The organism is Pseudomonas sp. Irchel 3A7 (assembly GCF_900187565.1).
Taxonomy (GTDB): Bacteria; Pseudomonadota; Gammaproteobacteria; order Pseudomonadales; family Pseudomonadaceae; genus Aquipseudomonas.
The window spans coordinates 431,482-446,885 of the sequence record NZ_FYED01000005.1 but is presented as its reverse complement, the minus strand read 5'-3'; the positions used below and the strand labels follow the sequence as shown (position 1 = coordinate 446,885).

Genomic DNA, 15,404 nt, shown 5'->3' with positions numbered 1-15,404 from the left:
TCCCGAACTCAGAAGTGAAACGATGCATCGCCGATGGTAGTGTGGGGTTTCCCCATGTGAGAGTAGGTCATCGTCAAGATTAAATTCCGAAACCCCTATCTGCGTATGCAGGTAGGGGTTTTGTTTTGCCCGCAGGAAAGTTCGTACAGCACTACCGGACAGCTCTCGGCTGTCACCGTCTCCCGACAATGCTAAGGTTCGGCCCTAGCATTTGTATTTTCCAAGGAAGCCTTTATGCCGGACGCGACGTCCCTCAGTGCTGGTTTTATGGTGGTTCACGGCAACCGCCTGGACGAGTTGCGCAGCCTGGTGGTTAGCTGGATGCGGCGTTACCCGCTGGCTCCTCTGGAGAATGAAATCGCTCTGGTGCAGAGCAACGGCATTGCACAATGGCTCAAACTGGCACTGGCCGAAGACGCTGAAGAGGATGACATGGGGGGTTGCGGAATCGCCGCGGCCATCGACGTACAGTTGCCTGGTAGCTTCATGTGGCAGCTCTATCGCATGGTCCTGGGACGTGACGAGATCCCGGCCAAGTCGTTGCTCGACAAAGCCCCGCTGACCTGGCGCCTGATGCGCCTGCTTCCGCAGCTGATCAATCAGCCGCACTTCGAGCCCTTGCAACGCTTCCTTACCAATGACAGCGACCTGCGCAAACGCTATCAGCTCGCTGAACGGTTGGCGGATCTGTTCGACCAGTATCAGGTGTATCGGGCCGACTGGCTCGAAGATTGGGCAGACGGTCGTCACCAGTTACGCAACGCAAGAGGTGAAGCCAAAACGTTGCCGCCAGCGAATTGCTGGCAGGCAGAGTTGTGGCGTGCGCTGTTACTGGATGTCGGTGAAGAGGGTATGGCGCAAAGCCGCGCTGGTGTCCATCAACGTTTTATCGAACGTATCAACAGCCTCGAATTAGCACCCCGCGGATTGCCCTCCCGTGTGATCGTGTTCGGGATTTCCTCTCTGCCTGCTCAAGCCCTGGAAGCGCTGGCCGGGCTGGCTCGATTCAGCCAGGTGCTGCTGTGCGTGCATAACCCGTGTCGTCACCACTGGGCGGACATCGTCGCCGATAAAGACTTGTTGAGGCATCAATACAAACGACAGGCCCGCAAAAGCGGTATGCCAGTTGTACTCGACCCGCAGACCCTTCATCAGCACGCTCATCCATTGCTCGCAGCATGGGGCAAGCAGGGGCGCGACTACATCAACCTGCTCGACAGCTACGACGATCCGAACAGCTATCGCTCGGCGTTTCGCGACGGTCGAATCGACTTGTTCAGCGAGAGCGTGCCACTGAACATGCTCAATCAATTGCAGGATGACATCCTTGAGTTACGGCCACTGAACGAGACTCGCGAACGTTGGCCAGCCGTAGATCCGCAGAAGGATCAATCGATCCGTTTTCACGTCGCCCACAGTGCCCAGCGTGAAGTCGAGATCCTTCACGATCAGTTACTTGCGCGCTTCAGCGCCGATCCACAATTGCGTCCCCGCGATGTGATTGTGATGGTCCCGGACATCGACAGCTATGCACCGCATATACGGGCGGTGTTTGGTCAACTCGAACGTCTCGATCCGCGCTTCATCCCCTTCACCCTGGCTGACCAGGGGCAGCGGGGACGTGATCCATTGCTGATCGCCGTGGAGCATCTGCTCAAGCTACCCGACAGTCGTTTCCCCGTCAGTGAAATCCTCGATTTGCTGGACGTTCCGGCCCTACGTGCCCGCTTTGGTGTCGAGGAGCGTGACCTGCCGACCCTGCACCGCTGGATCGAAGGCGCCGGCATTCGCTGGGGGATGAATGCGGAACAACGTGCGGGCCTCGGGTTGCCCCAGGCGCTGGAACAAAACAGTTGGCGTTTTGGCCTGCGACGCATGTTGCTTGGTTATGCAGTTGGCAGTGCCGGCGCTTGTGGTGGAATCGAGCCTTACGACGAGATCGGTGGGCTGGGTGCTGCGCTCATTGGCCCGTTGGTTGCGCTGCTGGATGCTTTGGAGGTCGCACATCGCGAGCTCACGCAGCCGGCATCGCCCCAACAATGGAGTGTGCGCTTGCAGGCATTGGTGTCGCTGTTCTTCCAGGCCAGCAACGAACATGACGACTTCCTGCTGACTCAACTGGAAGATTTGCGGGAAACCTGGCTTGAGAATTGTGAGTCGGTAGGTCTGCAAGACGAACTACCGCTGACCGTCGTCCGTGAAGCCTGGCTTGCGGGTCTCGATCAGGGGCGTTTGTCCCAACGCTTTCTCGCCGGTGCGGTGAACTTCTGCACCTTGATGCCGATGCGGGCGATTCCCTTCAAGCTGGTGTGCCTGCTGGGAATGAACGATGGCGATTACCCGCGTGCGCAACCGCCGCTGGACTTCGACCTCATGGGCAGTGATTACCGCCCCGGCGATCGCTCACGACGTGAAGACGATCGCTACTTGTTACTGGAAGCCCTGTTGTCGGCACGAGACCAGCTATACATCAGCTGGGTCGGCCGTAGCATACGCGACAACAGTGAGCGCCCTGCGTCGGTGTTGATCGGTCAGCTCCGTGACCATCTGGCCAGTGGCTGGCGATTGAACGAAACCGACGAAGACTTGCTTGAGGCCATCACTCAGGAACATCCGCTGCAACCTTTCAGCGCCCGTTACTTCCATGAAGGCGATCACCTGTTCAGCTACGCCCATGAATGGCAGGTGCTTCACCAGGCAAGACAACAAGCGACGGATAGCCAGATCCTGGCCCCCCACGTACAGGAGGAACCGCTGAGTCTCGGTCAACTCCAGGATTTCCTGCGCAACCCGGTACGGCATTTTTTCAGCCAGCGGTTGAAGGTGTTTTTCGAGGCAGCCGAAGTGCCATTGGCGGACGAAGAACCCTTTGTACTCGATGCCCTTCAACGCTATAGCCTCAGCGACAGTTTGCTCGGAGCAGCGCTGGCTGATGCGCAAAACACTGACCAGGCGCTCGAGGCGCAAGCACGGCGCCTGCAAAACAGTGGTCTCTTACCCATGGCCGGATTTGGCGAATGCCTGCAGCGAGAGCTCATCGAGCCGTTGCCAGATCTGCTGAAGCGCTATCAGCAGCTTTTGACTCTGTGGCCAACGCCATTGGCCAGTGCGCTACCGGTGAGCCTGGAGGTGCATGGATTGCGGCTTGAAGGCTGGCTCAGTGGCCTGCATCAACGTGCGGATGGTGGTTTGCTGTCCATCACCACGATCCCCAACAGCATCGGTTCAATCAAATCGCGCAAATGGCATCGTCTGACGCGGCCCTGGGTCAATCATCTGGTCGCTTGTGCCAGCGATATGGCGATGACCACCGCGTTGGTGGCCAGTGACGACAGCCTGGTACTCGCGCCAATGGAGGCGGATTGCGCCCGACGAACTCTGGGTGATCTGCTGCTGGCCTGGCAATCGGGTATGCGCCAGCCCTTGCCGATCGCGGTCAAGACTGCCTTCGCCTGGCTGGGTCAAACCGACCCGGTCAAGGCCGAAGCGGCTGCCCGCAAAGCTTATGAAGGCGATGGATTGACCACTGAGGGTGAGCGACGGGAAAGCGGGGCGCTGGCTCGCCAATTTGCCGATTACGACGCGTTGATCGCCGACGAGACATTTGTCGATTGGTGCAATGCGCTGTACCGACCATTGATTGAAGCGCCCTGGCGTTCGATGTCCAGCGAGGAGCCGCGCCCATGACCAGCAAAACACCTTTGGCGCTGGCATTCCCGTTACGCGGCAGTCAGCTCATTGAAGCCAGCGCCGGGACCGGCAAGACCTTCACCATTTCTGCTCTGTACCTGCGCCTGGTTCTCGGCCATGGCACAGAGGACAGCGGCTTCGGGCGCGAGCTATTACCTCCGCAAATTCTTGTCGTGACCTTTACCGATGCCGCCACCAAGGAACTGCGCGAGCGCATTCGCACCCGTCTGGCCGAGGCCGCCCGATTTTTCCGTGAGGAAACACCGGCACCTGACGGCCTGATCGCCGAACTGCGTCAACAGTATTTGCCCGAGCAATGGTCCGGCTGTGCCAATCGCCTGGACATTGCCGCTCAATGGATGGACGAAGCCGCCGTTTCGACAATCCACAGTTGGTGCCAGCGCATGTTGCGCGAACACGCCTTCGACAGCGGCAGCCTGTTTACCCAGACGTTGGAAACCGATCACAGCGATTTGCTTGGTGAAGTCCTGCGCGACTACTGGCGACTGTTTTGTTATCCGATGCAAGGCGATGCGCTGAACTGGGTGCGAAACAATTGGGGCGGACCGGCGGCATTGTTGCCTCGGGTCCGCGGATTGTTTGCCAGCGAGCGGGATAACGTTGAAGGCAAAGAGCCTGCAGTGTTGATCACGGAGTGTTTGCATGAACGGCGTGCTGTGCTGCAGGAGCTCAAGATGCCCTGGCGGCAGTGGGCGGATGAATTGCTCGCCATCTGTCATGAAGGTGTCGCCAGCAAAAATGTCGACGGTCGCAAGATGCAGGCGCGTTACTTCGAACCGTGGTTCGAGAAGATCAAAGCCTGGGCCGAGGACGAATCTCTCGAGCAACTGGACATCGGTACCGGCTTCACACGCCTGACCCCCGACGGTATGGCTGAAGCCTGGAAGAAGGGCGATGTCCCCAACCACCCGGGCCTTGACGCAATGCCCGGTCTGAAAGCCTGCCTCGACGGATTGCCGACACCCGATGCTGCCGTTCTGCAACATGCCGCCCATTGGGTGGGCGCGCGCTTCGAGGAAGAAAAACGTCGTCGAGCAGAAATGGGCTTCGATGACATGTTGTTGCGCCTCGATGCAGCCCTGCAAACCGAAGGTGGCGAGCGTCTGGCAAGCTTGATCCGCGAGCAATTTCCGGTGGCGCTGATCGACGAGTTCCAGGACACCGACCCGGTGCAGTACAGGATCTTCGAGAGCATCTATCGCATCGAGGGCAATAATCCTGAAAGCGGCTTGTTCCTGATCGGCGACCCGAAGCAGGCGATCTATGCCTTCCGCGGTGCCGACATTTATACCTACCTCCGTGCCCGCCAGGCGACTGCTGGCCGCTTGCATACCCTGGGCACCAACTTCCGTTCGAGTCACGGCATGGTCAGTGCCGTGAACCATGTCTTCCAGCGCGCCGAGACTCGTGAGGCCGGACGCGGTGCCTTCCTGTTCCGTGAACGCAATGGCGATAACCCGGTACCGTTTTTGCCCGTCGAATCCCAGGGCCGCAAAGAGGTTCTGCGTATCGACGATCAAGTCGTGCCGGCGCTGAACATCTGGCATTTGCCTGCCGAGCAGCCGTTGTCCGGTGCGGTGTATCGGCAGCAACTGGCCGCCGCGTGTGCCAGTGAAATCACTGCACTGCTCAACGCTGGGCAACGAGGCCGAGCGGGGTTCGTGCAGGACGGCAAGGATTTCAAAGGCCTGCTGCCAGCGGATATCGCGATCCTGGTCCGCGATGGCAAGGAAGCGCAGGCCGTGCGGGCGGAACTCTCTGCCCGTGGAGTGCGCAGTGTTTATCTGTCGGACAAGGATTCAGTGTTCGCCGCCCAGGAAGCCCATGACGTGCTGACCTGGCTCAAGGCCTGCGCTGAGCCCGATGTCGAGCGACCGCTGCGGGCCGCTTTGGCCTGCGTCACACTGAACCTGTCGTTGGCGGAGCTGGAGCGGCTCAATCAGGACGAACTGGCCTGGGAAGCGCGGGTCATGCAGTTCCGCCATTATCGCGAGATCTGGCGCAAGCAAGGCGTGTTACCCATGTTGCGTTGCTTGCTGCATGACTTCCAACTGCCCCAGGCATTGATTGCACGCAGCGATGGCGAGCGAGTATTGACCAACCTGTTGCATCTCTGCGAGTTACTGCAACAGGCATCCGCCGAGCTGGATGGCGAGCAGGCCCTGATCCGTCATTTGTCCGAGCATCTGGCCCTGTCCGGTCAGGCCGGGGAAGAGCAGATCCTGCGTCTGGAGAGCGATGAACAACTGGTCAAGGTCGTGACCATCCACAAGTCCAAGGGGCTTGAGTATCCGTTAGTGTTCCTGCCGTTCATTTGCTCGGCGAAACCGGTGGATGGCAGCCGGTTGCCGCTGCATTACCACGATGCCTTGGGCAAGTCCCAGGTGAGCTTGAACCCGACCGCCGAGTTGATTGCCCTGGCCGACAACGAACGACTGGCAGAAGATCTGCGTCTGCTCTATGTGGCCCTGACCCGGGCGCAACACGCCTGCTGGCTGGGCGTGACGGACCTCAAACGCGGTAATAACAACAGCTCGGTGCTGCACCTGTCGGCACTCGGTTATTTGCTGGGAGGCGGTGCAGTATTGGCCGAGTCAGCGGGTTTAAAGCGTTGGCTTGAAGACTTGCAGCAGGACTGCACTGCACTGGGTTACGGCGAAATGCCGGAAGCCACTGTCGAGCACTATCATCCAGCGCAAAACGAAGCGGCGTTGCGCGCACCGTTGATTCCCAAGCGCAAGGCCAGCGAAAACTGGTGGATCGCTTCTTACAGCGCATTGCGCCTGAGCGATATTCTGAGCGTCGGCAGTGATGAGGCACCGGAAAGTCCGCAGGCACAGAAACTCTTTGACGATGAGCGTCTCGATCCGCAAGCCCCCCTGGAGATGGCTACGGGTGGTGCCGATATCCATCGATTCCCCCGTGGCCCGAACCCGGGCACCTTTCTCCATGGTTTGCTCGAGTGGGCGGGTGACGAAGGTTTTACCGTCACGCCTCAAGACGTGGAGGATGCCATCGCCCGTCGCTGCAATCGTCGTGGCTGGGAAGGCTGGATAACCACGTTGAGCGACTGGTTGCAGCATCTGCTCAAATCACCGTTGCCTGTGGGGGCCGGGCAGACCCCGGTGATTTTCGAGCGGCTGACCCAATACCAGGTCGAAATGGAGTTCTGGTTCGCCAGCCATAAGGTCGATGTGCTCAAGCTCGATGCACTGGTGCGTCAACATACGCACAACGGGGTGGCCCGGGTGGCCGCCGAGCCGGTGCTGCTCAACGGCATGTTCAAGGGCTTCATCGATCTGACGTTCGAACACGATGGCCGCTATTACGTCGCTGACTACAAATCCAACTGGCTGGGCACTGATGACTCGGCCTACACCGAGCAGGCCATGGAACAGTCGATCCTCGACAACCGTTATGACTTGCAATACGTCTTGTACCTCCTGGCCCTGCATCGCCAACTCAAGGCCCGGCTGGCGGATTACGACTACGACCGGCATGTCGGTGGTGCGCTGTACCTGTTCCTGCGCGGCACGCGCGCTTCCAGTCACGGCGTTTACTTTGCCCGTCCGCCAAGAGCACTGATCGAGCGACTGGACCGACTGTTTCAGGGCAAGGCGGAGCCGAAGGCCGAACCCGCGTGGGAACAGGGAGAATTGCTATGAACCGCACCTTTGCTGACTTGCTGCCCACCTCGTTGGCAGCAGAGAGCCTGGCGGCCCTCACCCCATTAAGCCGCGCCGACGATCTGCTGCTGTTGCTGACGCGCTGGGTCGAGCGTGGCTGGTTGCGTGCGCTGGACAAGGCCTTCGTTGCGTTCCTTCATGAGCTGGCACCGGACGATGATCCATTGGTGCTACTGGCAGCGGCGTTGACCAGTCACCAGTTAGGCCATGGGCATGTCTGCCTGGATCTGTTCGAAACCTTGAAGGAACCGGACTTCGCCCTGTCGCTGCCACCGGAAGGCGATCTGCACAGCGGTGCAATGCTGCTGCCGTCACAGTTGCTCGAGAGCCTGGACGGCGCCCATTGGTGCAAGGTGCTAGCCTCGGGCAGCCTGGTTGCATTGGCGGCAGACGGCCGTGAGTCCGTGCAGCAGCGACCACTGGTGTTGTCGGGCAAACGCCTGTACTTGCGCCGCTACTGGGCGTACGAGCGGCGAATCGATAACTCGCTGCGTCAGCGTCTGGCTGAATACGAAGCCACGCCAAGCGACTTGCCTCAACGCCTTACCGGCTTGTTCGGTGCGGCCAAGCCAGATGAGGTCATTGATTGGCAGAAACTCGCCTGTGCCCTGGCAACCCGCGGCGCTTTCAGCATCGTCACCGGTGGCCCCGGAACCGGCAAGACTACGACGGTCGTGCGCTTGCTGGCCTTGCTCCAGGCACCCGCGGTGGAGGCCGGCAAGCCGCTGCGCATTCGTCTGGCTGCACCGACCGGCAAAGCCGCGGCGCGATTGACCGAATCCATCAGTCAGCAAGTCCGAACGCTGAAAGTGACTGAAGACATTCGCAACAAGATCCCGTCGGAAGTCACCACCGTTCACCGCTTGCTCGGCAGCCGTCCCGGAACGCGACATTTCCGGCACCATGCGGGCAATCGCTTGCCGCTGGACGTGTTGGTGGTGGACGAAGCTTCGATGATCGACCTGGAAATGATGGCCAACCTGCTGGATGCGTTGCCTCCCCACGCTCGCCTGGTGTTGCTGGGAGACAAGGACCAGCTGGCATCGGTGGAGGCCGGTGCGGTGCTAGGCGATTTGTGCCGCGATGCCGAGGCCGGCTGGTACAGCCCGCAAACACGCCAGTGGCTGGAATCGGTCAGTGGCGAAAACCTGGCGCAGAGCGGGTTACAGGAAGACACCCAGGGCACTCATCCATTGGCCCAGCAAGTGGTGATGCTGCGCCACTCGCGACGGTTCGGCGAAGGCAGTGGAATCGGCCAGTTGGCCCGATGGGTCAATCAGCAGCAACCCGAAGAGGCGCGCAAGTTGCTGGCGGCTCGAAGCCACGACGACGTGTTTTTCCTGCCTCTCAAGAATGAACAGGATCGCGCACTGGAGCGCCTGCTGCTTGAAGGCCATGGCGAGGGGCCGCAGGGTTATCGGCATTACTTGAGCCTGCTGCGAAACCAGCGGCCTGGGCTCGACACGCCACTGGACGATTCGCGCTGGATGGATTGGGCACGACAAGTCTTGCAAGCCTTCGACGCCTTCCAATTGTTGTGCGCGGTCCGCAAAGGGCCGTGGGGTGTGGAGGGGCTGAATCAGCGAGTGACCGAGGCGTTGCTCAAGGCCCGGCTGATCGACAGCGATCAGCAGTGGTATGAAGGACGACCCGTGCTGATGACACGAAATGATTACGGCCTGGGGTTGATGAACGGCGATATCGGCATCGCGCTCAAGCTTCCCGAGCGTGATGGGCCTGAAGCGGGCAAGCAGGTGCTTCGAGTGGCATTCCCGCGTAATGACGGGCAGGGTGGGGTGCGTTTCGTTTTGCCGAGCAGGCTCAATGATGTCGAAACCGTTTATGCGATGACGGTGCATAAATCCCAGGGCTCGGAGTTTGCTCATACCGCATTGATCCTGCCGGATGCCTTGAACCCTGTGCTCACCAAGGAACTGATCTACACCGGGATTACCCGGGCCAAGAACTGGTTCACATTGATCGAGCCGCGCGCCGGCGTATTCGAAGAAGCGGTGAGGCGCAAGGTCAAGCGCTTGAGCGGGTTGATGCTGGAACTGAAAGAGGGCGTTGATACACCGGATTGAAAGAGCCGGTTCCAGGCGACGGGATCTGTCCGAAGTACCATGGTGCACGGTCTCGCTGGTGCTCCAACGCTATGCTATCGTGCGGCATCATTTGGCTATGATCGAAGAGAATCCCTGCATGAAGGTGGCTGTCTGGACGACAGAGCGTGTCGTTGGTTGCAAACAAGCACTGCTCGCCAGCCTTCTCTGTTTGTTGTCTGGCGTCGTCTGCGCTCAATCGCAAGCCCCGGTGAGCATGGCCGACCAACGTGCCGGGTCGGTCACTCAAGTGGTTCTCGGGATTCTCAGTTATGCCCGTTGGCCGGTTGAGCCGGCGCAACTTCGCCTGTGTGTGGTCGGCCCCACTGAATACACCGACGACCTTGTCAAAGGCACGACCCAAGAGACGGGGCGGCCCGTGACGGTGCAACGACTGTTGGCCGACAACCCGTCCATCGCTGGTGAGTGTGATGCGGTGTACATCGGCAAGCTGACCGGCGAAGAACGCAATCGGCTGTTTGCCTCGCTGACCGGGCGGCCTGTGTTGAGCATCAGCGAAAGCGACGATCCATGCACCGTAGGCAGTCTTTTTTGCCTGCGGGTCAGCGATGATCAGGTTTCATTCGAGGTCAACCTCGACTCCGTCGCCCGTAGCGGTGTGCGCATTCATCCAAGCGTGCTGCAACTGTCCCGTCGCAAACCGGCGGCGTCATGAATTTATTCAAACCGGGTAATCGCCCGACCTTGCGCTCGGTCATTGGCCGCGGTCATTTGATCGTCGCACTGGTGGGCGTGGCCATGGCCAGTGTTTCACTGACGCTGCTGGGCGTTCTGGCCTTGCGGGTTTATGCCGATCACAACTTGCATTTGATTGCCCGCTCGATCAATTACACCGTGGAAGCCGCCGTGGTGTTCAACGACAAGGCCGCTGCCACCGAGGCGCTGGCGTTGATCGCTTCCACCGAAGAAGTCGCCGATGCCAAGGTTCTGGATGTACGGGGCCAATTATTGGCACGTTGGCAGCGACCGGAAACCGGGTTGTTGACCGAACTTGAAATGCAGATGGCCAAGGCTTTTCTGGAAAAGCCCATCAGCATGCCAATCCTTCATCAGGGGCGGGAGATTGGCAGCATTTCGCTCACCGGACACGGTGGCAGCCTGATGCGCTTTTTGCTCAGTGGCCTGGTGGGCATTGTGCTGTGCACGGCGATCAGCGCCTGGGTGGCGCTCTACCTGGCTCGCCGGCAGTTGCGCGCAATCACAGGACCTTTGCGCAGCCTGGCCTCGGTGGCTCACGCCGCCCGCAGCGAGCGAGCCTTCGACCAACGTGTGCCTGCCGCTTCCATTGCCGAACTCGACAACCTGGGCAATGACTTCAATGCCCTGCTCGATGAACTCGAAGCCTGGCAGACCCACCTGCAAAACGAAAACGAAACCCTCGCCCATCAGGCCAGCCATGACAGCCTGACGGGGTTGCCGAATCGGGCATTGTTCGAAAATCGCCTGCTGCGTGCGTTGCGCAACGCCAACAAACAGAATGAGCGAGTGGCCGTGCTGTTCCTCGACAGCGACCGGTTCAAGGAAATCAACGATAGCTTCGGGCATGCAGCCGGTGATGCAGTGTTGGTGGCTGTGGCCAATCGGGTTCGAGCCCAATTGCGTGAAGAGGATCTGGTGGCTCGGTTGGGCGGTGATGAGTTTGCCGTACTGCTGACACCGCTGCACAAAACCGAAGATGCCGAACGCATCGCCGACAAAATCATCGCCAGCATGGAAGAGCCCATTGAGTTGCCAGGCACTAACGAGGTGCTGACCTCTCTCAGTATCGGCATCGCCGTGTACCCCGATCATGGGGCCACGCCGGGTACGCTGCTCGATGCTGCCGATGGGGCCATGTATCAAGCCAAGCGCCTGTCCCGAGGCGCGCAACACACGGCAGGGTCGGAGCACCCTGTCGCCGATGTTCAGCTCAGGAGCTAATGTCCGTGTCCTCACTCATCCAGCGTTCCCTGCGATTTGTCACGATCACCCTGATGATGGCTGTGTTGGCCCTGTCCGGTTGCCAGTCGGTGCCGCAAAAAGGCCTGACTCCAGCGCAAATCGCCGTGCTGAAGCAGCAAGGTTTCGAGTTGACCGATGAGGGCTGGGCATTTGGTCTGTCCGGGAAAGTACTGTTTGGCAGTGACGTGGATAGCTTGAATGTGCAAAGCACCGAAATTGTCGAGCGCATCGGCAAGTCGTTGCTGGGCGTCGGGATCGAGCGAGTGAGGGTCGATGGCCACACCGATGCATCGGGTAAAGGGTCCTACAACGAACAACTTTCCCTGCGCCGGGCAAAAAGCGTCGGCAGCGTTCTGGCCGCTGCCGGGATGAAACAAGAAAATATCCAATTGCGGGGGCTTGGTAGCAACGAGCCCGTGGCCTCCAACGACACGGCTTCCGGGCGCACCGAAAACCGCCGGGTCTCGATCGTCGTGAGCGCCGACTGATCCGGAATGTCAGTTCGTATTAACCATTTCAAGTTTCGGGCGTACGCGCCATTGCAGATACGCGGAAGGCGACCATTTTCCAGATGAAAAAAATAATAAAATTTCTTCGAAACCATTTCTGGAAAAAATGGCTTCGCAAGCACAAATGCAAGATGGCAGGTGGTGTGTCGTCCCTTGGCGCAAAAACCACACTGATACTCGAAGAGCATGTAGCGCTCGGCAATGTAGTCATCAATGCCAAACAGCTGAGTATTGGCGCACACACGTACATTCGAAGTGATTGTGTGCTATCGGCTGTTTCTTCAATAGGACGATTCTGTTCCATCGGCAGCAACTGCTACATCGGCCAGGATAAGAACACCCATCCTTCGGATTGGGTGAGTTCGCATCCCTTTCAGTTTACAAAGACATCGTTAACCTTCGAGCCGGAAATCGTTGATGTAACCATTGGCGATGATGTGTGGATCGGGCATGACGCGATGATCATGGAAGGGGTCACGGTGGGCACGGGAGCCATTATCGCCACGCGTGCCGTGGTACTTCACGATGTTCCGCCCTATGCCATCGTCGCTGGGTTTCCGGCGAAAGTGATCAAGTACCGTCACCCTCCGGAACTCGCCTCGCAGTTGTTGAGCAGTAAGTGGTGGGAATGTAATGTCGATTTTCTTCTGACCCTGCGCCTGGACGAACCCGAGACTGCATTGCCTCAACTGATGGATGCTCGTCACGATAATCTTGCGAACTACCAGCAACTGGAAGTAAGCCGCAAAGGTTGTCGTGTACTGCCTGGCTGACCTCGCCAGACGCCCCCACAGCTTCAGTCCGTAAACCGCAACTCCCGCGTCTGCCCCAGCAGCAACGGGCCATTGAGCTCCGTCACCTCCCTGATGTAATCCCACAACAGGGTGATCCGCTTGAGCTTGCGCAGGTCTTCGCGGCAGTACATCCAGAACTGCCGCGTGATGTTGATTTCTTCCGGCAACACCGGCAGCAAACGCGGATCCTGGGCGGCGAGGAAGCAGGGCAGGATCGCCAGGGATCGCCCTTGCTGCGCCGCCACGAACTGGGCAATCACGCTGGTACTGCGCAAATTGGCGCTGGCGCTGGGCAAAACGTTGGCCAGGTACAGCAGCTCCGAGCTGAACGCCAGATCATCGACATAACTGATGAATGAATGCTTACCCAGATCGGCCGGGCGGCGGATGGCCGGGTGTTTGTCCAGGTATTCCTGGGTCGCGTACAGCTGCAAGCGGTAATCGCAGAGTTTGCAGCAGACGTACGGTCCGTGCTCCGGGCGTTCCAGGGCGATGACGATGTCCGCCTCGCGCTTGGACAGGCTGATGAAGTGCGGCAGGGGCAGGATGTCCACCGAGATCGCCGGGTAGGCGTCGACGAAGTGGCTCAACTGCGGGGTGATGAAGAAGCTGCCGAACCCTTCGGTACAGCCCATGCGCACATGACCGGACAGCGCCACACCGGACCCCGAGACCTGCTCGCAGGCCATGTGCAGCGTACTTTCGATCGATTCGGCGTAACCCAGCAGTCGCTGGCCTTCGGCGGTCAGAACAAAACCGCTGGTCCGGGATTTCTCGAACAACAACGTGCCCAATGACGCTTCCAGCGAGCTGATGCGTCGCGACACGGTGGTGTAGTCGACCGCCAGGCGCTTGGCAGCGGTGCTGGCCTTGCGGGTCCGGGCGACTTCGAGGAAAAACTTGAGGTCATCCCAGTTCAACGAGCCTAACGATGTGATGTTTTTTTGCATGTTGGACCGGCTTTTATGTGCGTTCTTATCAGAAGTTTGCACATCTATACTCCAAAAACAGCCCGACAACCAATTCGCGGCATACGCCTCCACAAGGCGACTCTCTCGCCTTGGCTCCCCTGATAGCTCTCTTCAACAAGAATAACGTCCAGGAGACCCACATGAACGCATCGCTTACGCCTAACGAAACGACCGTACAAAAGGTCAAGCTATTGATTGACGGTGAGTGGGTCGAATCCAAGACCACCGAATGGCACGACATCATCAACCCGGCGACCCAGCAAGTGCTGGCCAAAGTGCCATTCGCCACCGCTGAAGAAGTGGATGCAGCGATCAGTGCGGCCCATCGCGCCTTCCAGACCTGGAAGCTGACCCCGATCGGCGCGCGGATGCGCATCATGCTCAAGCTCCAGGCGCTGATTCGCGAACACTCCAAACGTATCGCCGCGGTCCTGAGCGCAGAGCAGGGCAAAACCATTGCCGACGCGGAAGGCGACATTTTCCGTGGTCTGGAAGTGGTCGAACACGCTTGCTCCATCGGCAGCCTGCAAATGGGCGAGTTCGCTGAAAACGTCGCCGGTGGTGTCGACACTTACACCCTGCGTCAGCCGATCGGTGTGTGCGCCGGCATCACCCCGTTCAACTTCCCGGCGATGATCCCGCTGTGGATGTTCCCGATGGCCATCGCTTGCGGCAATACCTTCGTACTCAAACCGTCCGAACAAGACCCGATGTCGACCATGCTGTTGGTGGAACTCGCCATCGAAGCCGGCATTCCGGCCGGTGTGCTCAACGTCGTGCATGGCGGCAAGGACGTGGTGGACGGGCTCTGCACCCACAAAGACATCAAGGCTGTTTCCTTCGTCGGCTCGACCGCGGTCGGTACTCACGTCTACGACCTGGCCGGCAAGCACGGCAAGCGCGTGCAATCGATGATGGGCGCCAAGAACCACGCCGTGGTGCTGCCGGATGCCAATCGCGAACAGGCGCTGAATGCGCTGGTGGGTGCCGGTTTCGGCGCGGCCGGGCAGCGCTGCATGGCCACGTCTGTGGTGGTGTTGGTGGGCGCGGCCAAGCAGTGGCTGCCGGACCTGAAGGCGCTGGCGCAGAAACTCAAGGTCAATGCCGGCAGCGAGCCGGGTACCGATGTGGGGCCGGTGATCTCGAAAAAAGCCAAGGCGCGGATTCTCGATCTGATCGAAAGCGGCATCAAGGAAGGCGCCAAGCTGGAACTGGATGGTCGCGAAATCTCGGTACCTGGTTACGAGAAGGGCAACTTTGTCGGCCCGACTCTGTTCTCCGGCGTGACCACCGACATGCAGATCTACACCCAGGAAATCTTCGGTCCGGTGCTGGTGGTGCTGGAAGTCGCCACCCTCGACGAGGCCATTGCCCTGGTCAACGCCAACCCGTTCGGCAACGGCACGGGCCTGTTCACCCAGAGCGGTGCAGCGGCGCGCAAGTTCCAGACCGAGATCGACGTTGGCCAGGTCGGCATCAACATTCCGATTCCAGTACCGGTTCCGTTCTTCAGCTTCACCGGTTCCCGTGGTTCCAAACTCGGCGACCTCGGCCCGTATGGCAAGCAAGTGGTGCAGTTCTACACTCAGACCAAGACCGTCACCAGCCGCTGGTTTGACGATGACAGCGTCAACGACGGTGTGAACACCACCATCAACTTGCGTTAAGG

9 protein-coding genes are annotated in these 15,404 nt (G+C 59.4%); 8 read left to right on the top strand and 1 reads right to left on the bottom strand.

Annotation, left to right across the window (positions count from 1 at the left end):
• Window positions 1-234 precede the first annotated feature (234 nt).
• The 7 genes from recC to CKW21_RS11410 all read left to right on the top strand — a co-directional run bounded on the left by recC (window position 235) and on the right by CKW21_RS11410 (window position 12,743).
• A complete protein-coding gene (gene recC, locus CKW21_RS11440; RefSeq protein ID WP_095194062.1) occupies window positions 235-3,687 on the top strand; it encodes an exodeoxyribonuclease V subunit gamma in 3,453 nt (1,150 codons plus the stop codon).
• Window positions 3,684-7,376 carry an exodeoxyribonuclease V subunit beta gene (recB, locus tag CKW21_RS11435; protein WP_095194061.1) on the top strand — a complete coding sequence of 1,231 codons (3,693 nt, stop codon included), beginning with the start codon at window positions 3,684-3,686 and terminating at the stop codon, window positions 7,374-7,376. Before recC ends, recB begins: the two co-directional genes overlap by 4 nt.
• A complete protein-coding gene (gene recD / locus CKW21_RS11430; RefSeq protein ID WP_095194060.1) occupies window positions 7,373-9,481 on the top strand; it encodes an exodeoxyribonuclease V subunit alpha in 2,109 nt (702 codons plus the stop codon). Before recB ends, recD begins: the two co-directional genes overlap by 4 nt.
• A 118-nt stretch (window positions 9,482-9,599) precedes the next feature.
• Entirely contained in the window at window positions 9,600-10,175 is a 576-nt protein-coding gene (locus CKW21_RS11425; protein WP_095194059.1) for a YfiR family protein, read from the top strand.
• Window positions 10,172-11,440, top strand: a complete 1,269-nt coding sequence (locus CKW21_RS11420; protein WP_095194058.1) for a diguanylate cyclase domain-containing protein — start codon at window positions 10,172-10,174, stop codon at window positions 11,438-11,440. Before CKW21_RS11425 ends, CKW21_RS11420 begins: the two co-directional genes overlap by 4 nt.
• Complete coding sequence (locus CKW21_RS11415) at window positions 11,440-11,949, top strand: OmpA family protein (protein WP_095194057.1); 510 nt, start codon at window positions 11,440-11,442, stop codon at window positions 11,947-11,949. Before CKW21_RS11420 ends, CKW21_RS11415 begins: the two co-directional genes overlap by 1 nt.
• 83 nt (window positions 11,950-12,032) lie before the next feature.
• Window positions 12,033-12,743 carry a CatB-related O-acetyltransferase gene (locus CKW21_RS11410; RefSeq protein ID WP_095194056.1) on the top strand — a complete coding sequence of 237 codons (711 nt, stop codon included), beginning with the start codon at window positions 12,033-12,035 and terminating at the stop codon, window positions 12,741-12,743.
• Window positions 12,744-12,766: 23 nt separating this feature from the next.
• Here the strand turns inward: CKW21_RS11410 and CKW21_RS11405 are convergent, their stop codons facing one another.
• Window positions 12,767-13,714: a LysR family transcriptional regulator gene (locus tag CKW21_RS11405; protein WP_095194055.1), complete on the bottom strand. Its 948-nt coding sequence runs from the start codon at window positions 13,712-13,714 to the stop codon at window positions 12,767-12,769.
• A 161-nt stretch (window positions 13,715-13,875) separates the two neighbouring features.
• Here CKW21_RS11405 and CKW21_RS11400 point away from each other — a divergent pair, with 161 nt between their 5' ends.
• Window positions 13,876-15,402, top strand: coding sequence for a CoA-acylating methylmalonate-semialdehyde dehydrogenase (locus CKW21_RS11400; RefSeq protein WP_095194054.1), 1,527 nt, complete (start codon window positions 13,876-13,878; stop codon window positions 15,400-15,402).
• The last annotated feature ends 2 nt before the right edge of the window (window positions 15,403-15,404 follow it).